This is a genomic window from Pseudoflavitalea sp. G-6-1-2 (genome assembly GCF_012927185.1).
In the GTDB taxonomy this organism is placed as follows: Bacteria; Bacteroidota; Bacteroidia; order Chitinophagales; family Chitinophagaceae; genus Pseudobacter.
Genome location: NZ_JABBGB010000001.1, coordinates 723641 through 744143, shown reverse-complemented (window position 1 = coordinate 744143; position 20503 = coordinate 723641). Strand labels below are relative to the sequence as shown.

Here is a 20503-nt window from a genome sequence, read left to right as displayed (position 1 = left end):
GTTGTAATAAATATTATTTTAGTTGCCTGACCGTTATTGAAAAACCTAATCTTCTGATATGAAAAAACTGTTTATTGCCATTGTTGGATTACTCACCATTACCGCATTTGCGCAATGCAGCAGCAAAGACAAAGGCGATGATGGACCTTGCTCTGAAACACAATTGCAGGTAACTACCACACCTGCCAATGGCTCTGTAACTCCACCACAGGTGGGCGGAGATTTTCTGATCAATGTGAATATCACCAACGGATTTCCGGCAACCGGCGCCAAAATAAATGTGCTTGCTAAAAACGAAGTAAATAATCAGGTAGTGTTGGACAAAGCTTTTGCTGCCACAGCGGGTATAAACAATATCACCATTACCGGAACCCCGGTTGCAACATCGGTGGTGGTGCAGGTATCTGTTGTTTCCAATAGCTGTGCTGAGAATACTTGGACGGGCACGTTGAGGTATTCAAGAAAATAGAAAGATAAGTTCTCCGGAGTGGCCATCAGACAAGCGTTTGCGAGGCTCATTCCGATACTGCATACATATTTACGCCAGCCTCAGCGCTGGCGTTCTTTTTTGCACTTGATTGAAAATGGGTTGATATTATCCGCGCACTTCCATTGCATCCCGCAATCCATTCCCAAGCAGATTGAAAGCCAGTACCAGCAACATGATAGCAAAGCCGGGCGCCAGTGCCAGCATCGGATTATTGGTGATAATGAAATTGTAGTTCTCTTTGATCATCAGCCCCCAGCTCGGCTGCGGAGGTTGAACACCCACGCCGAGAAAACTGAGTCCGGCTTCAATTACAATTGCCGATGCGAAATTCGACGCAGCCACCACGGTTACCGGCCCCATCACATTGGGCAATACATGCCTGAACAGTATCCGCGTATGCGTATAACCCAACGCACGCGCGGCTTCTACATACTCCATCTCTCTTACGCTCATTACCTGTCCACGAATGATGCGCGCCACATTCACCCACATCGTAAGTCCGATTGCAATGAATACCTGCCAGAAACCTTTGCCCAGCATCAATGTAATGGCAAATACAAGCAGCAGCGTTGGGATGCTCCAGATCACATTGATGAACCACATGATGGCATCATCCGTTTTTGCTCTGAAATACCCTGCGAGTGATCCCAGCAGTACACCAATGCTCAGAGAGATCAGTACTGTTATCAATCCAACGCTAAGGGATACCCGAACTCCAACGATCAAGCGACTGAGAATATCCCTTCCGTATTTGTCTGTTCCCAGCCTGAATTTTATGGTGCTTATTTTCCAGTCAGTTGCTTTCAGAGAGTAAGCCACGCGTTCGGTAACACCTTCATCGATGTATTGCTGTATGATCAAACTGTCGCTGGTAGTTGTATAGGAACTGATAGGGATGTAATGATATTGATCTTCCTGCCCGTACATCAATCGTTGAAAGAACGATGCTTTCGGTGGCAAAGGATCTTTGGGTATTTGCAGAAACTGCTGTGTGAATCCGGGCTTTTGTCCGCCGATTTCCACTATCATGCGGTTGGCATTGGGCGATCCGTCGGGTGCAATGAAATAGGCAAACAACGCGGTGAGCAGGCTCAGTAGAATCACAACAATGCCGAACAATGCGCCTTTGTTCTTTCTTAATCTGCGCCAGATATTTCGGGAAGCTGCGTCGGCCATTGGTGGAAATTACAATTTTATGCGAAATGATTATTTGCTCACTGTTCTGCCTTTCCATTCGTATCGTCCGAACTTGCCCAGCCATCCTGCAATGATGGTGTACACTATATGCAGCGGCTGCAGTACAAGAAAATATCGCATCCAGCGTTGCTGCCGGAAGAAGATGGCCACTGCATTTACAAACGGAAATTCTATCAACACTTTTGCAAGCAATAAAATAAGGAGGAAGAAGAACGACAATGGCTTCCAGAAGCCCAGTATAAACAGTATCAGAAAACCCACATTGGAACAGTACACCAGCAGCAATGCCCAGAAGATCCGTTTATCGTTGTAACTGTCTGCCTTGCTTGCCCAGCGAATGCGCTGATGAAAGAATGCCTTCCAGCTGGGAGCCGGTGCAGTTTCCACAATTGCTTCGGGGCTTTTGCAATAGAAAACTTTATCAGGATATTTCTGATAGATCTTATGCATCAGAAACATATCATCGCCCGAAGGAAGATGATCGATCTGCTCGAACCCGCGTACCTCTTCAAATGCAGCTTTCTCATAAGCAAGATTGGCGCCATTGCACATGGAATGAATTCTTTTGAAAACTGCTGCTCCCGTAATGCCCTGCAAAGTGAGGAAATCGATGGTCTGAAAAATATCCAGCAACCGGTGTTTTGCTTTTATCAGCACAGGAGCTGCTATGAATTTCGCGCCGTTGCTTTCGTAAAAGGATGCCAGCGTATGCAGCCAGCGCGGATAGAAGATGCAATCTGCATCTGTGGTCACAATCAGCTTTCCACCCGCCTGGTCGATGCCTGCCTGAATGGCTCTTTTCTTGAATGCCGATGAGGCATTTTCGGGCAACGGAACTTTTGCCAGCTCAATCACTTTCAGTTGCGGCCAGGTTATAGCTGCCTCCTGCAAAATGCGGAGTGTGCTGTCTGTAGAATGATCGTCGATCACAATCACCTCCAGCAAATGCGCGGGGTATTGCTGCTGCCGCAAAGACTGCAGCAATGCAGGCAGGTGCTGTTCTTCATTGCGTGCAGGAACGATCACTGTTATTGCAGTTGCCGGTGTAGTTTCCGGAGCCGTATACAGCGGCAGTTTGTTCCAGGCATTGTGATAATACCCGATCAGTACGGCATAGCCCACTAACAACAAAAAGAATATCAGCAAGAAAAATGGCATCGGCAGAATGATCTTGATGCGATAAATATACGATTGTATCAATGCAATGGCAACTAATGCCGGAGTGAGTATGCAATATCGGGCATGTATTTTTCCTGCAACACCTGATGCCCTGCAGGCAACATCGTGATGGTGCACCACTGTTCTATTCCTTTCCGGAACCGCTCGCCGGGTTGCGGCAGAATAATGCGGTCGTACTGTCCGTACAGCAACCTTACCGGTATTTGAAACTGCTGAACGTTTTGTTTGATGCGATGGAGTTTGGGCGATATGCGGCGCATGCAGGTCCAGCGATTATACAATTCATGGCGAATGCGTGCATCGTGAATATAGTGGCGGGTGAATTTGTACACGCTGAGATTGATCAGTCCTAATTTGTGACCAATATTGAGCAGCGAGAAAAACCAGCCGGGATAGTACATCGTAAAACGAAACAACCGGTTGCCGATAAAAGTCTGCGTTGCCAGCCAGTACCAGCCGTTTACTTTCAGTCCGTCCGGAGCCAGCAGCAGCAAGCGTTCTATTTGTTGGGGGATGGACTGTATAAGGCAGAGCGCTGCTCTTCCTCCCATGCTGAATCCCATCAGTGCGAATCGTTGATCGGGAGCATGGCCCTTGTCTGCAAACACTGCCCGAACAATAGCGGTGAGATCTTCCACCCCAAACTGCATCCCTTCTTTCCATTGGGTAGCTCCATGATAGGGCAGATCGATAGCGATGATAGAATACTCCTCTCCGAGATAACTGTTCAGGAAATCGAAGCTGGCAGCGTTCTCCCCATAGCCATGCAGGCAGCAGAGCAGTTTGCTGCCCTTACCTCCATACCGGTAATGTACAGACGATTGTTTATATTGCAGAATTGCCGACTGCATCAATGGTGCCAAATCTACAACCTTTTCCAACTACTTGCTGAAGGTTCGCAGAATGGAATTGCCGTCGCCATACCGGATGCACAGTATAAACTGACCATGCGGCAGAAATTGCACCGGGACGATCAGTTTGTTAAGCCCTTTTTCAAAATTGGTTTCCTTTCGGTAAAAGCTCATGCCTGCTGTATTCAATACGGTTACAATGCCGCTGTAGGTTTGTGCCGATAGCAGCTCTGCTTCCAGATCAGGCTGATTGACAGGGTTGGGATAAAGCCCTTTCACCTGCAATCCTTCCTGCGGATTTTTTACCAGTATCACATTGCTCATCACAAGCGATGCTGTTTCACTGATTCGCAGGCGGTAGAAATTCTTTCCCGGCGAAGGCTGCCTGTCTGTAAATTCATAGAGGCTGCTGCGAAGCCCTTTTGCTTTCAACACTGTGATGTTTTCAAAATTGCGTCCATCTGTGCTTCGCTGCAAAGTGAAGCTGGTATTGGGGTCTGTGCATTCTGCCGTCCATTGCAAAGCAATCGACGCATTTGAATAATTGCCGATGAACTTCGTAAGTTTCACCGGCAGGGGAGTGGCAAAAACATTTTTGGCCAGCACACGTTCAAACAATTCCCGATGCCCTGCATTGTTGTAATGGATGCCATCTCCTGAGTTGTACTTAGCAAGTATGGAACTGTCGGCCGGATTGTACAATCCATCATAAAAGTTGATGGTGTTGGCAACGCCGAATCGCTGAATGGTGCTATCCTTGATCACAGCAAGCTTTCGCTTTACTGCCGGATCGTCGAATGGTCCACCCGTTCTGGGTTGTGTGGTGATGATATAACAGCGATGCCCCGCTTTCAGCACCGAATCATAAATAGTCTGCAGACAGAACATGATTTCTGCAATGCTGTACTGCTCATATTTATTGGAAGGATAATTCACAAACACAATGGCATTCGCCGGAACCGGCAAACTGGCCAGCACTGCATTGGCTTTGGTAACATTGTTATTGTGGTCAGGACCATCCCGGTCCGGCGGAGGAACATAACTGCCGGGCATTCCCTTGTACACGGGATATCCTCCCACTGCCAGCGTGTAGGTGCTGTCTACAATTCCCAACTGATGTTTGTAATGATAATTGAACCTGCGAACCCAGGCACTATCCAGTGGCCAGGCTCCTGTACCTCCGGCTGTGGAAGAACCAATTACAGCAACCCGGTATTGGGCAGTGATTTCCTGACAGCAGACTGCCAGCAGGAGGCAAATAAGATGCAACCGCTTCATGTTGAATGGAGTTTAGGGGGTAATGGTCGGGCACTTCAAAACTGCGGTAAATCAAAGGAAGGAAACTGCACTGAAATTACGAAAAATCCAGTACTGTACATAGTTTCAGCGTATTAGGGTAACCATGTATTTGCTTGCAAAAAATTATCATCAAAAACTTGACAATCCCAACGAAATAGGCTAAGTTTGGATAGTTGTATAAACAACTATATGCCAAACAACCATTTTAAGAGAGGAGAACTGTACAGCTTTATCACAGGTAAAGCCAGCACTGCAATCGCAAGAAGTTTGCAGAAGCGATTCAATGCCGCAGGATTGAACATTACCATCGAACAATGGAGCGTATTGTATCATTTGTGGAAGCAGGATGGAATCAGTCAGCAGGAATTATGCAATGCTACCTTCCGCGACAAACCAAGCATCACGCGCCTGGTGGACAATCTCGAAAAACTGCAGCTGGTAAAACGCGTACCCTCCTCATCCGACCGTCGCATGAACATGGTATACCTCACCAGACAGGCACAGAAATTACAGGAAGAAACCATGAACCTTGCAGAGCTCACCCTCAACGAAGCACTCGAAGGTGTTCCGGCAGATCGCATCGAAGTGTGTAAAGAAGTATTGCAGATCGTGTACGATAATTTGAAATAGACTTTCATCATAACATTCACTTATAAAATTGTCCATATGAGCAGTGCAACAGCAACAAATCAGCAATCCGTTCTCAAGGGCGGCGAATGGCTGATCAAAGAAAGCGCTCCTTCAGATACCTTCATCCCGGAAGATTTTAACGAAGAGCAGCAAATGGTAAAGGATATGTGTATCTCTTTCCTGGATGCTGAAGTGATTCCCATTCTCGACAGAATAGATAAACTGGAACAGGGGCTGATGCCATCACTGGTGGCAAAAGCCGGTGAACAGGGACTGCTGGGAACTTCCATCCCCGAACAATATGGTGGCCTCGGAAAAGATTTCATCACCAGCACACTGGTGAACGAAGGGCTCGGTGGCGGCTTCTCTTTCTCCGTTGCTGTAGCTGCACACACGGGTATCGGTACATTGCCGATCCTCTATTTCGGTACTGAAGAACAGAAACAGAAATACATCACCAAACTCGCCACAGGCGAGTGGAAAGGCGCTTACGGACTCACTGAACCCAACAGCGGATCCGATGCACTCGGTGCAAAAACCACTGCCAAACTCAGCGAAGACGGAAAACATTATCTCCTCAACGGACAGAAATGCTGGATCACCAATGGTGGCTTCGCAGATGTGTACACCGTGTTTGCGAAGATCGATGGAGACAAATTCACCGGCTTTATTGTAGAACGCGGATTTGAAGGATTCACACAAGGCCCCGAAGAACACAAGATGGGTATTAAAGGTTCTTCCACTGTACAGCTCTACTTCCAGGACTGTAAAGTGCCTGTGGAGAATGTGCTCGGTGAAGTTGGAAGAGGACATATCATTGCGTTCAACATCCTGAATATCGGTCGTCTTAAACTCTGTGCAGCAGCGCTGGGTGGCGCAAAACGCGCAGCAACTACCAGCATTCAGTATGCCAATACACGCGAGCAGTTTAAAACCGCCATCGCCAATTTCGGCGCCATCAAACACAAGCTGGCCGATATGGCCATCGATATGTGGGTGAACGAAAGCTCGCTCTACCGCACATCCAAATGGATCGATGATAAAGAAAACGAACTGCTGCAATCCGGCAAACCTTTCAACGAAGCATTGCTGGGTGCAGCTGAAGAATATGCTATCGAATGCGCCATTCTGAAAGTAAGTGGGAGTGAGATGCTGGACTTTGTTGTGGACGAAGGTGTGCAAATCCACGGTGGCAACGGATTCAGCGACGAATACGTAATTTCCAAAGCATACCGCGACAGCCGCATCAACCGCATCTACGAAGGAACCAACGAAATCAATCGTCTCCTTACTGTAGACATGGTACTGAAACGCGCTATGAAAGGCAAGCTCGATCTGATGGGACCTGCCATGAACGTACAGAAAGAACTGATGAGCATTCCCGATTTCGGCAACGACGACGAAACGCCTTTCGCAAAAGAGCGCAAGCTGATTGCGAACTTCAAAAAAGCTATTCTGATGACAGCAGGCGCTGCCGTTCAGAAACTGATGATGAAGATCGAAAGCGAGCAGGAAATTCTGATGAACATCGCAGACATGGCCATCCAGACATTCAATGCAGAAAGCGCATTGCTTCGTCTGATGAAGCTCACCGATCTCAAGGGCGGCAACGCATTGCAATACGAAAGCGATATCGTTCACACTTACCTCTACGACGCAGCTGACCGCATCAACAAATTCGGTAAAGATGCCATCAACGCATTCGCTGACGGAGATGAGCAACGCATGATGCTGCTCGGTTTGAAACGCTTCACCAAAGCAGATCCTTTCGACAGCAAAGAAGCACGCAGACGCATTGCTGCGAAACTGATCGCAGACAACAGGTTTGCTTTATAATTTTATCATACACAACAGAACAAGAACGGGGTCCGGCTTTATGCGCGGACCCCGTTTCTTTATTGCTGAAGGAAGAAATCAGTTAAGTTTCTCCAGTCTCATATCGATCTTCTTATCTTTTTTAAAGTATTCCATGATCATCAGTGAACCGGGTTTGGCAGGGAAGATGCGCATATTGCCGGATTCTGTTTTCAGATTGATCTTATCGGTGGTGATGTTTCCATTGTTGTAAGAAATGGAGTTGAAGGTAAGTCCTTTGTAGCCCTCAACTTTTACATAATCTGTATAGCCGATGGAGAACGAATTGCGCGATTTATCCATTTGAGTGAAAGCATAATCAAAACCGTAGAATGCAGACATCGATCCTCCCATTCCTCCCTGCAAAGCAGGCATCAGAATAATTGAAGGCATTTCAAGTGTATTGCTGTTCTTCTCGTAAATGGTGGCAGCTTTCACATCGAATTTCTGATCAAATCGCAACAGCAGCATATTGGTGACAACCATATTGGACATTGTACTGCCAAATGCAATCGATTTTCGCTTAAATCCTTCTCCTATGGCAAAGTATTCACCGTTAGCCGTTTCAACGATATCATGGAAAAACACATGGCCGAGATCATTCACTTTTCCTTTGGCGTCAACATTCAGAACTTTGCTGATCTCTGTCTCCCATGAGTTGTATTTTGTGTTGATAATTTTTCCTTTTTCGTCTACGAGCCACATGCCAACGCCAAGATTTCTGGCTCCGGCATCTGTATCTTTCTTATTGAAATATGCACCCATTATCAGAAAGTTATCAGTGCCCTTTACTTTCACAACATTCATGGGTGCTAACATATATTGGTCCAGATCAGATCTGATTTCAAATGCCTTCTCACCATTCTCGATATTAAGCCCAAGCAGCCAGCTCTCCATGCCCCGGCCAGCTAATTTGGCTACAACAAACAGGGCCAGTTTATCAGTGCATCCCAGATAGGATGCTCCACCAGTTCTTACATCAGAAGGGAGATGCATCCACTCTGATTTGTTCCTGCTGCTGTAAAATTTTATTTCAGTATTGGCTTTGGTGCCTTTGTACACCGGATAAATAGAAACGAAGCCTTTGTCTTCCACCGCAAATAACCTGGTGAATTCCATTGGCGTATATTTTTTTATAGCTCCTATCATGCCAAGCGTGTTATCGTCTACCATATGCGTGTACACAAACTTTTCCTTTCCGTCAACGCCCAGAACCTTTACCTGATACATGCTTTCGTTCTCATTAAGAAATTTGAATGCCAGGCTATTGCCGCCATATGCAGATTCTTCCAGAGTAACTTTTTTTGAATCGAGGAATTTTACATCCTTCACCTTGTTGAGGTTTTCGTCCATTATCTGAAGCGTGTACTCGTTGGTTTTTTTGTCAACCTTATCTGATTGATAAAAGGTGTAATATCCTTTTACTTCTTCCTGTGATTTGATGGGTCCCGTGCTTCGGAGATAGACTGTGTGTACGTTTTCAATGCTTTGTCTGCTCTGCGCTATGCCATATTGGGCAATGCAGCTCAGAAGCGTAAGTAAGGAGAGAAACTTTTTCATGCGTGTTGGGATTATTGAAATGTGAACTTACCGTTAGGGTATTGTTTTTTGTACTGTTCCATCCAGTGCTGCTGCTCGGATGTTTTGTTGAAATGTTGTTTGCTTAATATCAGCGCCTGCAGCATCAATTCCGAGTGCGGCGTTTTCGATTCAACAGCAATCAGCAAGTAATAGCTGAAAGCCGCAAAATCGTTGAGTCTTACATTCTGAATAAACTGCAATGTTTTTTCGTATTTCTCATCCATGAATGGTGAAGGAAGATCAACTATTTTACTGAGCGCATGTTCTTTCTGCGCTTTGTAGAATGCATTGAGGCATCGGGCTGTATTGGCTGTCAGATAAACGTCCTGTGGGTATTTGGAGAGCATCTGAAGTGTATGATACATGCTTCTCGATACTTCATTCTGCTGGTAACAGTACTCTATGATCTCATAATCGAATTGCTGCTGTAATCGCTTAAATGTTTCTTCGCTGACAGGCGATAGTGGTTTGTTGTCTTTGCTGTATTGCTGCGCTTTTGCCCAAAGCAGCTGTATGCGCTTTGTGCAATCAGGATGGGTTTTGAGCGAATCCCTTTCTTTGGTGTTTTCTTTTTGTGCACTGGTTGCCATGGTGGCGAACAATGTTTTTTCCTGGTGCAGCCATTCCTTACGAAAAGGGTACTGTGGAAAATTGAAAACATTGGCGAGATCGGGCATCACGTTGTACTTGTCTTCATCGATGTTGTCTAACAACGCCAGACTGCTGATCGCTCCTCCTGCATTGAACGGCGTGTTCTTCAGCCATTCAAGGGCTAATGAATCGGCAGATGTTTCGTGATTTCTGCCGTGCTTTCTACTGGTGAACGTGAGGCCTTTCATCAGCGTTTTCAGCTGCTGCCCCTGCAGATAATCCGATCTTTTGATTCGTTTCAATTCATCTCTGAAGTCGTCGGAATTGATGGTAGTTACAAGCTCGTCGATGCTGCGCTGTACATGGTTGAGATGCTGGTGAGCGAGTTCGTGACACAATACAGATGCAACCTGGCTTTCGTTCTGCAATTTAGTGAAGAGACCAATATTGAAAATGATGGTTCCTTCTCCTAAGCAATAGGCATTGGGCCAATAGTCGCGGGAGAATCGCACACGGTAACCGGATTGTTTCAGTACCGGGTTGCTGCTCACGATGGCATTCACCAGTTGTTGCAGATAGTTGTCTGCAGCAGCATCGGTAATGATCTTATTTTTTTCTGCGAGTTCTTTGAGTTGTTTGTATCTGTCTTCGTACAGACTCTGGTAATCTTTACGGTAGGTTTTTGAAAGACTGCTCAACAATTTTCGATACTGCTGGTCGGTGGAATCGTTCCATGCTTTCAGTTTTTCAGCATCATCTTTCAGTGGAGTAAAAACGAACGATTGCTGAGTCATCCCATTGAGGTGGAGTACGGTCAAAAGCAGGATCAGGCTTAGAGTTCGGAAAATATTGCTCATAAGGATTAAGGGTCTGGCGCGAAAATAATAAAATCTTTTTCAAAGCTGTATCTTTCAGATATGAAAAGCATCATAACTGTATTGCTGGCCACTATTGCCCTTCATCAGGCGAATGCACAGGATACAACACGCAGTACCTTTCTTGTAAAAACTATCGGGCCGTTACCCTATCTCGAATATGGCACAGGCGACGATCGACTCGGTGGCGCAAAAATGACCTACCTCGATACGAATGTTGTGTTGAAAGTGGTCGATTCTGTGGGTACAGACTACAAAGTTCAGCTCTCGAAATATCATACAGCCTATGTGAGCAAAAGCAATGTGGTGGCAGATGCTGCACTTCGCCTGAAACAAGAGAACCTTAGCGGCAGCTGGATGGTAACCGGTGATGGCCGTTTCGATCAGGTTGCCATTGCTATGGAAAACAGGCTTCCTTACAAAAGTGTGCAGCAGGTGAGCCCATCGCGCATTGTGGTAGACCTCTATGGTGTTACCTCCAACACTAACTGGATCACGCAACGCGGTACCAGTACCTATATCAAACAGGTTTGGTATGAGCAACCCGAAGATGATGTACTGCGTGTATTCATCGAGCTGGATAAACCGCAGCACTGGGGGCATTCCATCGCATACGACAGCACAGGAAAAAGATTGCTGATCAAAATTAAACGACCACCTGAAAAACTTCGGTTACGCGATATGGTTATAGCCATCGATGCCGGGCATGGTGGCTCCAATACCGGCGCATCGGGAAAGAACACCAAAGTACTCGAAAAGAACCTCACGCTTCAATACGCTAAAGCACTGCAGGCCTTGCTGGAAAAGAAAGGCGCTACTGTGGTAATGACCAGAACTACAGATGCGGACCTCGATCAGCCGCAGAGAACGGCTCTGCTGCGCAATGCATCGCCTGATCTGCTGGTGAGCATACATTTCAACTCTGCCGGAAATCCTGCGGCAAAGGGCACCAGCACATTCTATCGCTATGTAGGATTTCAATCGCTTACCAAAGTTATTCTGGGTCGCATGCTCGAACTCGGCTTCGATAATTTCGGGAATGTAGGCAGCTTCAATTTTGCGCTGAGCGGCCCTACAGATTATCCTAACTGTCTGGTGGAAGTAGGTTTCCTCAGCAATGAAGACGATGAAAAGAAAATGACAGCAAAAGGATTCGATGAAGATGTTGCCGCCAAGATCGCCAAAGGAATTTCCGATTGGCTGAAAGCGATGGACTAACGCGAAACACAAAAGCCGCCCGCTTACGCGAACGGCTTTGCAGAGGGAAAATATCTTACAAAAATTATTGCTTTTTTGTGAGCTGCGCTGCTGCGGCTTCATCCACAAACCAATGCAATTCGCCTGATAAAGGCTGAATAAGTTGTGATGGATACAACTCCACATTGCGGTCTCCTTCCAGCACCTGTTTCAATGCATTGGCTTTATTAGCTCCAAATGTGAGGAATACCACATGCTTCGCGAGATTAACCACCGGTGCGGTCAATGTGATGCGATACATCTGCTGTGCTTCGAGCCAGAACGATGTAGTCCATTTATCATTCACAGCAATGGCGGGTGATCCAGGGAAGAGGCTGAGCGTATGCGCATCATCTCCCATTCCGTTCAGTACGAGATCGAACGTGGTATTGCCTGAAGGAAAATAATCATGCAGCAGTTTTGCGTAGGCTTCTGCAGATGCTTCGGCGCTGATATCTGTTTGCATGATATGTATCTGCTCTTTGTTCACAGGTACATGATTCAGCAATGCTTCGAAGGTCATGCGTGCATTGTTGCGACTGTCGTCAAACGGCACTGCGCGTTCATCACCCCAAAAGAAATGGAGTTTATTCCATTGGATGCGTTCGCGGTAAGGACTTTGCGCCAGCAGCTCATACAGCTGTTTGGGCGAGTTGCCACCGGTGAGCACCCAGGTGAAACGATCCTGTGTTTGCAGGGTTGCTTCGATTTGAGAGGTGATGAATTCAGCCAGCTGATGGCTTACTTCGTTGGCGTCTTTGAAAATATGCAGCATGTTAATCCTTGTGTGGTTGCGGGAGTGTAACCCAGTTATTTCCATCTCTTGCGATCAGCGCTTCTGCATCCTCTGGTCCCCAGCTGTCTGGTGAGTAGTTGGGGAAATCAACAGGAGGGCGGCTTTCCCATACTTCGAGAATCGGCATGATGATCTTCCATGCAGCTTCCACCTGATCTGAACGCATGAAGAGAGTAGGGTTTCCTTCCATTACATCGAGCAGCAGTGTTTCGTATGCTTCGGGTTCATCTCCGTCGTATGCGTCTTTGTAATTGAAGATCATATCAACGGGATTGAGTGTCATGGCTTGTCCCGGGCGTTTTGCCTGGAAGCGCAGACGGATATCCATTTCCGGCTGAATGCTGATGGTGAGCCTGTTGGGTCTCCATGTATCAGCAGCTTCGGAAGGGAATGCAAATGAAGGAGCTGGCTTGAACTGGATATTGATGGTAGTGGTTTTCTCGTGCATGCGTTTTCCGGTACGCACATAGAAAGGCACATCCTGCCATCTCCAGTTATCGATATAGAATTTCACGGCAGCGAAAGTGTCTACCGGTGAATCGGGAACTACGCTTTTCTCCTGGCGGTATCCGGGAACTTCGGTTCCTTTCATCCAGCCCGGACCGTACTGGCCGCGTACTGCGTGCGCATGTACTTCATCGTTAGAGTACTTTCTGATAGCGTTGAGTACATCCACTTTTTTATTGCGGATCTCATTGGCTTCGAAAGATACGGGCGCTTCCATGCCAATCATGCACATCAGTTGCAGAATATGGTTCTGCACCATATCGCGCAGCGCGCCGGAGCGTTCGTAATAATCACCACGGCCTTCAACACCTACTGTTTCTGCAGCGGTGATCTGTACGTGATCGATATAGTTGCGGTTCCAGATTGGTTCGAACAGCGCATTGGCGAAACGCAATGCCAGGATGTTCTGAACGGTTTCTTTTCCGAGATAGTGATCGATGCGGTAGATCTGCTCTTCGTTGAACATGGAAGAGAGCAGTTCGTTCAGTTCGTGTGCGCTCTGGAGATCATGACCGAAAGGTTTCTCCACCACAATGCGGGTGTACTTTCTGTCTGAGCAGAGGTTGAGATTGCCGAGCTTGCGCGCAATATCGGGCACCAGTTGCGGAGCAACTGCCATATAGAAGATCACAGTAGGATGTTCTCCGAACTCTGCTTCTTTCTGCTTTACGATCTCAGCAATTTTCTGATATTCTTCTTCTACTTCTGCATTCATCTGCAGGTAGCTTACATGCTGGGAGAAATCGGCCCATTTATCGTTGTGCTCTTCTTTTCTGCGTGAGAACTGGCGGATGCCATCGAGCAGGTGATTGCGATAGCCATCATCTGCGTATGGTCTTCTGCTGATACCTACGATACCGAATTTTTCCGGCATCCAGTTATCGATAAAAAGATTGAAGAGAGCCGGGGAAAGCTTTCTGTGATTGAGGTCGCCGCTGCCACCGAAAATGAACAATAATGAGGCCGGTGGTCTTTTGTGTTGTTGCATAGTATGTAGATAAAAATCAGTGGTCAATTATGAATTCTTCCATTCGGTATGGAAAGATCCGGGCTCGTCGATACGTTGGTATGTGTGAGCGCCGAAGAAATCTCTCTGAGCCTGGATAAGGTTGGTGGGCAGTTGCTGGCTGCTGTAGGCATCAAAATAGGTGAGTGCATTGAGCAGACATCCTGCAGCGAAGCGGTTTTGAACCGCGGCGGCTGCCACTGCGCGCATTCCTGCTTCAGTGTTTTGCAGCATGGAAGCGATCTGCTTATCCAATAACAAATTTTCCAGCTGAGGGTTCTGATCATAAATGCCGCTGAATACATCGAGCATGGTAGAACGGATGATGCATCCGCCACGCCATACGCGCACCACTTTGGGAAGTGGTATCTGCATATCGAGCTCTGTGGAAGCGCGATGCAGCATCGACAGCCCCTGTGCATAGCTGATGAGGATTCCAAAATAGAGGGCATCGTGCACCTGCTGTACAAAGGTGGCTTTATCTGTAGTAACGGGGCTTACTTTATTGGCATACAATGCAGCTGCATTGGTACGTTCGGCTTTAAGCGCAGAGATATTGCGCATAGTAACGGCCATATCGATAACAGGGATGGGAACGCCGATGTCCAGTGCATCCTGTGAGGTCCATTTGCCGGTGCCTTTGGCGCCTGCTTTGTCGAGGATCATATCGATGAGGCGGTTGCCTGTTTTTTCGTCGGGCTGTGTGAAGATGGCTGCAGTGATCTCCACAAGAAAAGATTGCAGGTCTCCTTTATTCCACTGATCGAATACCTGATGCAGTTCGTCGTTGCTGAGGCCTGCGCCGCGATGGAGCAGATCGTAACTTTCGCTGAGCATTTGCATAATGGCATATTCGATACCGTTGTGCACCATTTTCACGTAGTGACCAGCAGCGCCTTTTCCGAGATGTGCCACACAGGGCTCTCCTTTGAATTTTGCGGAGATGGCTTCGAGCATGGGCTGAACATGAGGGTAAGCAACTTCATCGCCACCGGGCATAATGCTGGGGCCGGTTCTTGCTCCCTGTTCTCCACCGGAAACACCAACACCCATAAAGTGGATGCCTTTTGCAGCGAGATACTGAACCCTTCGAAGGGTGTCTGTGTAGTGGGAGTTACCGCCGTCGATGATGATATCGCCGGGTTCAACGAGGGGAAGGAGGCTTTCGATTACATCGTCCACAGGTTTTCCTGCGGGTACCAGCATCATTATTCTGCGGGGGAGCGAAAGCTCTTCCGTCATGTTTTTGAGGTTACCCACACCCTTTACGGTAGTACCGGGAGTAGCGGCCTGCTCAAATGCGCTGGTTTTTTGTTCATCTAAATCAAATCCGATCACTTTGAATCCATGATCTGCCATATTCAGGAGGAGGTTTCTGCCCATCACTCCGAGACCGATCATACCGAAGTCGAATTGCTTTACTGCCATGCTGTATGTTATATGATCAGCAAAATTAGGTAAATTGAGGTAGTATTTTTAGAAAGCTGTATATTTGCGGCGAGATTTGAGTGATTGAGCATTCAGTAAGTGAACGATAAATAATTCTGCTACGCATTTTCTGCTATTAGTTTAGTTAGGTCTTCTTTACTCCCTGCTTACTTCTCAGATGATTTATTTAATTTAATCAGTTTTTTGTATGAACATTTATGTTTCTAATTTGAGCTACAACGTTACGGATGAGGATCTGAACGATTTCTTCGCAGAGTATGGCGAAGTAACTTCTGCTAAGGTTATTACTGACAAATTCACCAACAAGAGCCGTGGTTTCGGTTTTGTGGAAATGCCGGATAACGAAGCTGGTCAGAAGGCTATCGCAGAACTCGACGGAGGCATTGTAGAAGGAAGAGCTATCAAGGTTACCGAAGCTCGTCCGCGTGAAGAGCGCAGCAACACCGGTGGTGGTGGCGGCGGCAAACGCTCTTTCGCTCCCCGCAATAATAACTATAACAACCGTTATTAATTAGTGCGATTACCGATACTGAAAGCCTCGCTTCAGCGGGGCTTTTTTTATACCTGTACTACAACAATTTCATTTTCGTACAGATCGTAGCAGTGAAAGAAACTGTAGGCAGCTGTAATTACCGGAACGCCTTTCGTTTGTACACCGGCTTCGCTGAGTTGGTTGTATAAAGAATGGATGTCGTCTGTGTAGATCACCATCAGCGGCTGGCCTGTGATTTGATTGCCGACCTGTTTTTGCTGAATATCAGTATCTGCTTTCAGCAGCCAGATGCCCGTATTGTCTGTGTTATCAAACCCGATATGAACGTATCGTTGCCCATTGGGGGCAATTTGGTCGTACACTACTTTGCAGCCGAAATGTTTGATGTAGAATGATGTTGCCGCATCGTAGTCGTGTACCAATAAGACCAGTCGTCCAAATGTGTTTTTCATATGCTGAATATAATCAGCAATTTTCAGTTTCGCCAGCAGGGACGGCCGTTTACCGAAATTTCACCGGATAACATTGGAATTCTGACGGACGCAAGGCGGTAATGTTCTTTCTTTGCAGGGCTCTTTAACCAATAATTCTTATTCTCATGAAATCAACAGGGAAAGCGGCATTAGGGTTCATTTTTGTAACTATACTTATCGATGTGATTGGTTTCGGTATCATTATTCCTGTAATGCCGGATCTGATTATGTCGCTAGGGCATGTAGATAACAGCACCGCTTCGAATATCGGTGGCTGGATGCTCACTGCCTATGCTATCATGCAGTTCATCTGCGCTCCGATCTTAGGAAACCTCAGCGACAAATATGGCAGAAGACCCGTACTGCTGCTGAGTTTGCTGGGCTTCGCCGTCGATTATCTCTTCATGGCATTTGCTCCTACGCTTGCATGGCTGTTCGTGGGCCGCATCATTGCCGGCATCACCGGTGCGAGCTTCACTACTGCAAGTGCTTATATCGCTGATATCAGCGAACCCGAAAAACGTGCACAGAACTTCGGCATCATCGGCGCTGCATTTGGAATGGGTTTCATTATCGGCCCATTCATTGGCGGACTGCTCGGAGGTTTTGGTGTTCGCGTTCCATTCCTCGTTTGTGCTGCACTTACCATGCTCAACTTCCTTTACGGATATTTCATTCTTCCGGAATCGCTCAAAAAAGAGAACCGCAGAGAGTTTGAATGGAAACGTGCAAATCCCATCGGCTCATTGATGCACCTGAGAAAGTACCCTTCCATTTCGGGATTGGTGATCTCTCTCGTGTTCATCTACATCGCCTCACATGCGGTACAGAGCAACTGGGCTTACTACGGAAAAGAAGTGTTCAAATGGGACTCAACTCATATCGGCATCTCGCTCGGTATTGTAGGCGCAATGGTAGGATTGGTGCAGGGTGTGCTGATCCGCAAAACCATTCCGATGTTCGGACAGGAGAAAAGCATTTACTTCGGCTTTCTGCTTTATGCCATCGGCATGTTCCTTTTCGGAATTGCTACCGAAGGTTGGATGATGTATGCGTTCTGTGTAATCTATTGCCTTGGAGGAATTGGTAACCCCGCATTGATGGGCGTTATCTCCAATCACGTTCCACCGAATGAGCAGGGAGAACTGCAGGGTGCATTGACCAGTCTGATGAGCGTTACCGCTGTAATCGGACCACCATTGATGACCGGATTGTTCAGCTACTTTACACATAAAAGCGCACCGGTTTATATGCCCGGCGCGCCTTTCTTCCTGGGTGCAGTAATGATTTTGATCGCTACCTGGATCGCGTACAGAACACTGTACAAAGAGAAACATCCATCGGTACCGCAACAAACTACCTGATGTATCTCTCGAAGAACTCCCAGGTACGCAGCATCTGATCCATGCGTTGACGGTTATCACCACTGCGTGTGAGTTCGTGTGTTCCTCCGGGATGACGAACATACTCCACCGGACGACCCAATACTTTAAGTGCGCGATACATCATCTCGCTCTGCACAAATCCGGTTCTGCGGTCGTTGTCTCCGTGGAAAATGATATAAGGAGTTTTAATATTCTGCACATAATTGAAGGGAGATTCTCTGTCGAGGATCTCTCTTGCTTTTTGCTCCCATGGATATCCTCCGAAATAGTTCGGCACCAGTCTCCATGCGTTGCCTTCTCCGAAGAATGTATTCAGTTCGTACACGCCGCGTTGTGAACAGGCTGCTTTGAAACGCTGATCGTGACTGATGATCCATGCAACGAGATAGCCTGCATAAGATCCTCCGGTTACAACCAGTTTAGATGTGTCGGCCCATCCTTCGGCTACAGTTTTATCTACCGCGGTGAGTACATCGCTGGTTGGGCCTGTGCCCCAGTCTTCCACATTGGCGCGGAGAAACTCCTGTCCATATCCGCCACTGCCTCTGGGATTGCAATACACCACACCATAGCCTTTGCTGGCGAAGAACTGATATTCGTGCCACATGCTGGCTTCACCAGGCCCCCACATCGCTGAAGGACCACCATGAATTTCCAGTACCAGTGGATATTTTTTGCCGGGCTCGTAGTTGGCTGGTTTCATCATCCAGTATTCAACGGTGAGCCCCTTGCTGTTAACGAATGTTTTCTTTTCGGGTAGGGATAACTGTTTGTTCTGAATCCAGTCTGTATTGAGGCTGGTGATGCGTTTGGCATTCTTTGCAGATGCATCTGCGAAGTACAGTTCAGATGGGCTGGTGATATCTGTTCTTGTGTACACGAGTTTGTTGTTCACCAGATCGAAAGCGCCGATACCTCCATCGTAGTCGGTGAGTTGTTCAACCTTCTTTGTTTTCACATCTGCGCGATAGAGTGGAGCACCGCCATTGCTCTGTGCTGTGAAGTAAACATACTTTTCATCGCGGCTCCAGGTGAGACCGCCTTTGGAGCGATCCATCGGAATCTCCACAATATCTTTTTCAGTTCCGTTCAGTGGCATGATGGCCAGCGACTGAACATTCACAAACGAAGTGGTGCCTTGCTGAAAGGCTAACTGTTTGCCGGAAGGGGAGATGCCAGGCGCAAAATAACTCTTGCCTTTTGATCCCAGCAGTTTGCGGAAATTGCTGCCATCCACATTCATGAGATAGATCTCCTGTTCCAGTGCGCGGTCGGGATGCTGGCTCACATCGGTGTTGCCGCTGAGCAGCAGCTGAGTGCCATCGGGCGTGAAGTCTACACCATTGAAACGCGCAAAACCTTTGGTGATGGCGGTTGCAGCAGCTCCGGGTTTTGCTTCTGTAATGAAATAGTGCGTGAAGCCCTGAGCGCCGCTGATATTCATCTCATCCTGAAAGTTGAGTTTGTTGATGAGCGTTGCTTTGCGATCGTTCACGTTATTGTCGAGCCATGCTCTCACTTCATCGATGCTGCCATCGGGATCAGCCTTGGTGGTAGTAGGTTTCAGCCAGTTGTTGTTGCTGAATCCGGGACGTTCCATAGTCCACTCGGGAACGGACTTGCCGGGATTGAGTACGGAATCTTTCAGCAGATCTTTCAGTGAAATGGAAGATGCGAAGACAATCTTTTTTCCGTCGGGACTCCACTTGGGAGAGGTAGCGCCATTCTTTTGTTTGGTGAGCTGAATGGCTTCGCCGCCATCCATGCTCAGCAGAAAAATCTGTGGCTTGCCGTCGGCTGTGCGCACGAAGGCCAATGTTTTTCCATCGGGACTCCAGGCCACCTGCGATGCACTGGTGCTGGTGAGTTGTTTGGAAGATGGCGTGCCATCTGTATTCACCAGCCATAGCTGACTATTGTATTTGTAATCTTGTTTGCTGTCTCCATCCGGTTCGATGGAAGTGATGCTGTAAGCGGCTTTGCTGCCGTCGTTGGAAAGTATAACATTGCCGATGGTCTTTATTTTCAGCATGTCTGTAACTTTCACCGGTTCTTTACGCGGCGATGTTGCCTGTTGCTGCGCATAGAGTGCCGGTACCTGCCCTAACAGCAGGAGTACCCATGTGACGTGTTTCATAAACAGTTATTTAGTGAATGAATGTACAAATTCAAAACTTTTGATGAAAGAGTTATTGATGACCGGCAGCGTTTCTTAATTTAACTTTAATAAAAATTGATTCATGAGCAATCTGGTACAAGAATTCAACGACTATCGTGAAAAGATGAATGAGGTGATCCTCAGCAAAGACAACCTCGTAATGAAACGACTCTGGAACCTCGATACCAATACATATGCTGCAGGGGCGCTCGATGTTCCGACAAAGGAAATGCTGGGGCTGGTAGCCAGTATGGTACTGAGGTGTGACGATTGCATCAAGTATCACTTAGGCAAGTGTCATGAACTTGGAATCACTACGGAGCAGGTATATGAGGTGTTCGCTGTAGCGAATATTGTGGGTGGAACCATTGTAATTCCGCATACGAGAAGGGCTGCAGAATATTGGGAAGAGTTGGTAAAAGGATAACATTGGGGTCTTATATAAAAATTACT

Annotated in this window: 18 protein-coding genes; 7 read left to right on the top strand and 11 right to left on the bottom strand. The window is 47.2% G+C overall.

From position 1 onward, the window contains the following. The first annotated feature begins 58 nt into the window (after positions 1–58). Positions 59–469, top strand: coding sequence for a hypothetical protein (locus HHL16_RS03115; protein WP_169423682.1), 411 nt, complete (start codon positions 59–61; stop codon positions 467–469). A 126-nt stretch (positions 470–595) separates the two neighbouring features. Here the strand turns inward: HHL16_RS03115 and HHL16_RS03110 are convergent, their stop codons facing one another. Genes HHL16_RS03110 through HHL16_RS03095 form a run of 4 tightly spaced genes read right to left on the bottom strand, consistent with a single transcriptional unit; the run spans position 596 to position 4995 of the window. Continuing rightward, positions 596–1666 carry an ABC transporter permease gene (locus HHL16_RS03110; protein WP_169423681.1) on the bottom strand — a complete coding sequence of 357 codons (1071 nt, stop codon included), beginning with the start codon at positions 1664–1666 and terminating at the stop codon, positions 596–598. A gap of 30 nt (positions 1667–1696) precedes the next feature. Continuing rightward, positions 1697–2845 carry a glycosyltransferase gene (locus HHL16_RS03105; protein WP_206022234.1) on the bottom strand — a complete coding sequence of 383 codons (1149 nt, stop codon included), beginning with the start codon at positions 2843–2845 and terminating at the stop codon, positions 1697–1699. A 53-nt stretch (positions 2846–2898) separates the two neighbouring features. Next, positions 2899–3729, bottom strand: a complete 831-nt coding sequence (locus tag HHL16_RS03100) for an alpha/beta hydrolase (RefSeq protein ID WP_169423679.1) — start codon at positions 3727–3729, stop codon at positions 2899–2901. A gap of 18 nt (positions 3730–3747) precedes the next feature. Further along, positions 3748–4995 carry an SGNH/GDSL hydrolase family protein gene (locus HHL16_RS03095; RefSeq protein ID WP_169423678.1) on the bottom strand — a complete coding sequence of 416 codons (1248 nt, stop codon included), beginning with the start codon at positions 4993–4995 and terminating at the stop codon, positions 3748–3750. A 210-nt stretch (positions 4996–5205) separates the two neighbouring features. On the opposite strand from HHL16_RS03095, the gene HHL16_RS03090 reads away from it, so the two are divergent. Beyond that, positions 5206–5646 carry a MarR family winged helix-turn-helix transcriptional regulator gene (locus HHL16_RS03090; RefSeq protein WP_169423677.1) on the top strand — a complete coding sequence of 147 codons (441 nt, stop codon included), beginning with the start codon at positions 5206–5208 and terminating at the stop codon, positions 5644–5646. A gap of 36 nt (positions 5647–5682) precedes the next feature. After that, entirely contained in the window at positions 5683–7482 is a 1800-nt protein-coding gene (locus HHL16_RS03085) for an acyl-CoA dehydrogenase family protein (RefSeq protein ID WP_169423676.1), read from the top strand. 78 nt (positions 7483–7560) lie between these two features. Here HHL16_RS03085 and HHL16_RS03080 read toward each other — a convergent pair whose 3' ends face one another. Both HHL16_RS03080 and HHL16_RS03075 read right to left on the bottom strand, forming a co-directional pair. Then, a complete protein-coding gene (locus HHL16_RS03080) occupies positions 7561–9060 on the bottom strand; it encodes a DUF6770 family protein (protein ID WP_169423675.1) in 1500 nt (499 codons plus the stop codon). Positions 9061–9071: 11 nt separating this feature from the next. Beyond that, the gene (locus HHL16_RS03075; protein ID WP_206022233.1) at positions 9072–10529 is read right to left on the bottom strand and encodes a M48 family metallopeptidase; all 1458 of its coding nucleotides are present in this window, start codon (positions 10527–10529) and stop codon (positions 9072–9074) included. Between the two features lie 60 nt (positions 10530–10589). Between HHL16_RS03075 and HHL16_RS03070 the strand changes: the two genes are divergently transcribed. After that, complete coding sequence (locus HHL16_RS03070) at positions 10590–11765, top strand: N-acetylmuramoyl-L-alanine amidase (RefSeq protein WP_169423673.1); 1176 nt, start codon at positions 10590–10592, stop codon at positions 11763–11765. A gap of 64 nt (positions 11766–11829) precedes the next feature. Here the strand turns inward: HHL16_RS03070 and pgl are convergent, their stop codons facing one another. Genes pgl through gndA form a run of 3 tightly spaced genes read right to left on the bottom strand, consistent with a single transcriptional unit; the run spans position 11830 to position 15520 of the window. Beyond that, on the bottom strand, positions 11830–12558 hold the full coding sequence (pgl, locus tag HHL16_RS03065; RefSeq protein WP_169423672.1) for a 6-phosphogluconolactonase: 729 nt from the start codon (positions 12556–12558) through the stop codon (positions 11830–11832). 1 nt (position 12559) lies between these two features. Then, positions 12560–14074 (bottom strand): glucose-6-phosphate dehydrogenase, encoded by a 1515-nt coding sequence (gene zwf / locus HHL16_RS03060; RefSeq protein WP_169423671.1) that lies wholly within the window; start codon positions 14072–14074, stop codon positions 12560–12562. A gap of 27 nt (positions 14075–14101) precedes the next feature. After that, positions 14102–15520: an NADP-dependent phosphogluconate dehydrogenase gene (gene gndA / locus HHL16_RS03055; RefSeq protein WP_169423670.1), complete on the bottom strand. Its 1419-nt coding sequence runs from the start codon at positions 15518–15520 to the stop codon at positions 14102–14104. Positions 15521–15728: 208 nt separating this feature from the next. On the opposite strand from gndA, the gene HHL16_RS03050 reads away from it, so the two are divergent. Then, a complete protein-coding gene (locus HHL16_RS03050; RefSeq protein WP_169423669.1) occupies positions 15729–16052 on the top strand; it encodes an RNA-binding protein in 324 nt (107 codons plus the stop codon). A gap of 47 nt (positions 16053–16099) precedes the next feature. Here the strand turns inward: HHL16_RS03050 and HHL16_RS03045 are convergent, their stop codons facing one another. Beyond that, positions 16100–16486, bottom strand: coding sequence for a VOC family protein (locus tag HHL16_RS03045; protein ID WP_169423668.1), 387 nt, complete (start codon positions 16484–16486; stop codon positions 16100–16102). 146 nt (positions 16487–16632) lie between these two features. Here HHL16_RS03045 and HHL16_RS03040 point away from each other — a divergent pair, with 146 nt between their 5' ends. After that, positions 16633–17871, top strand: a complete 1239-nt coding sequence (locus HHL16_RS03040) for a TCR/Tet family MFS transporter (protein ID WP_169423667.1) — start codon at positions 16633–16635, stop codon at positions 17869–17871. On the opposite strand, the gene HHL16_RS03035 is transcribed toward HHL16_RS03040, so the two are convergent. Then, positions 17864–20029 (bottom strand): S9 family peptidase, encoded by a 2166-nt coding sequence (locus HHL16_RS03035; RefSeq protein ID WP_169423666.1) that lies wholly within the window; start codon positions 20027–20029, stop codon positions 17864–17866. The genes HHL16_RS03040 and HHL16_RS03035 overlap by 8 nt on opposite strands. A 103-nt stretch (positions 20030–20132) precedes the next feature. On the opposite strand from HHL16_RS03035, the gene HHL16_RS03030 reads away from it, so the two are divergent. Further along, positions 20133–20477, top strand: a complete 345-nt coding sequence (locus tag HHL16_RS03030) for a carboxymuconolactone decarboxylase family protein (RefSeq protein WP_169423665.1) — start codon at positions 20133–20135, stop codon at positions 20475–20477. Positions 20478–20503 lie beyond the last annotated feature (26 nt).

Bases quoted from the DNA above. Each gene is read 5' to 3' on its own strand.
- HHL16_RS03115 (WP_169423682.1), top strand. From the start codon at position 59: ATGAAAAAACTGTTTATTGCCATTGTTGGATTACTCACCATTACCGCA.
- HHL16_RS03110 (WP_169423681.1), bottom strand. From the start codon at position 1,666: ATGGCCGACGCAGCTTCCCGAAATATCTGGCGCAGATTAAGAAAGAAC.
- HHL16_RS03105 (WP_206022234.1), bottom strand. From the start codon at position 2,845: ATGCCATTTTTCTTGCTGATATTCTTTTTGTTGTTAGTGGGCTATGCC.
- HHL16_RS03095 (WP_169423678.1), bottom strand. From the start codon at position 4,995: ATGAAGCGGTTGCATCTTATTTGCCTCCTGCTGGCAGTCTGCTGTCAG.
- HHL16_RS03090 (WP_169423677.1), top strand. From the start codon at position 5,206: ATGCCAAACAACCATTTTAAGAGAGGAGAACTGTACAGCTTTATCACA.
- HHL16_RS03085 (WP_169423676.1), top strand. From the start codon at position 5,683: ATGAGCAGTGCAACAGCAACAAATCAGCAATCCGTTCTCAAGGGCGGC.
- HHL16_RS03080 (WP_169423675.1), bottom strand. From the start codon at position 9,060: ATGAAAAAGTTTCTCTCCTTACTTACGCTTCTGAGCTGCATTGCCCAA.
- HHL16_RS03075 (WP_206022233.1), bottom strand. From the start codon at position 10,529: ATGAGCAATATTTTCCGAACTCTAAGCCTGATCCTGCTTTTGACCGTA.
- HHL16_RS03070 (WP_169423673.1), top strand. From the start codon at position 10,590: ATGAAAAGCATCATAACTGTATTGCTGGCCACTATTGCCCTTCATCAG.
- pgl (WP_169423672.1), bottom strand. From the start codon at position 12,558: ATGCTGCATATTTTCAAAGACGCCAACGAAGTAAGCCATCAGCTGGCT.
- zwf (WP_169423671.1), bottom strand. From the start codon at position 14,074: ATGCAACAACACAAAAGACCACCGGCCTCATTATTGTTCATTTTCGGT.
- gndA (WP_169423670.1), bottom strand. From the start codon at position 15,520: ATGGCAGTAAAGCAATTCGACTTCGGTATGATCGGTCTCGGAGTGATG.
- HHL16_RS03050 (WP_169423669.1), top strand. From the start codon at position 15,729: ATGAACATTTATGTTTCTAATTTGAGCTACAACGTTACGGATGAGGAT.
- HHL16_RS03045 (WP_169423668.1), bottom strand. From the start codon at position 16,486: ATGAAAAACACATTTGGACGACTGGTCTTATTGGTACACGACTACGAT.
- HHL16_RS03040 (WP_169423667.1), top strand. From the start codon at position 16,633: ATGAAATCAACAGGGAAAGCGGCATTAGGGTTCATTTTTGTAACTATA.
- HHL16_RS03035 (WP_169423666.1), bottom strand. From the start codon at position 20,029: ATGAAACACGTCACATGGGTACTCCTGCTGTTAGGGCAGGTACCGGCA.
- HHL16_RS03030 (WP_169423665.1), top strand. From the start codon at position 20,133: ATGAGCAATCTGGTACAAGAATTCAACGACTATCGTGAAAAGATGAAT.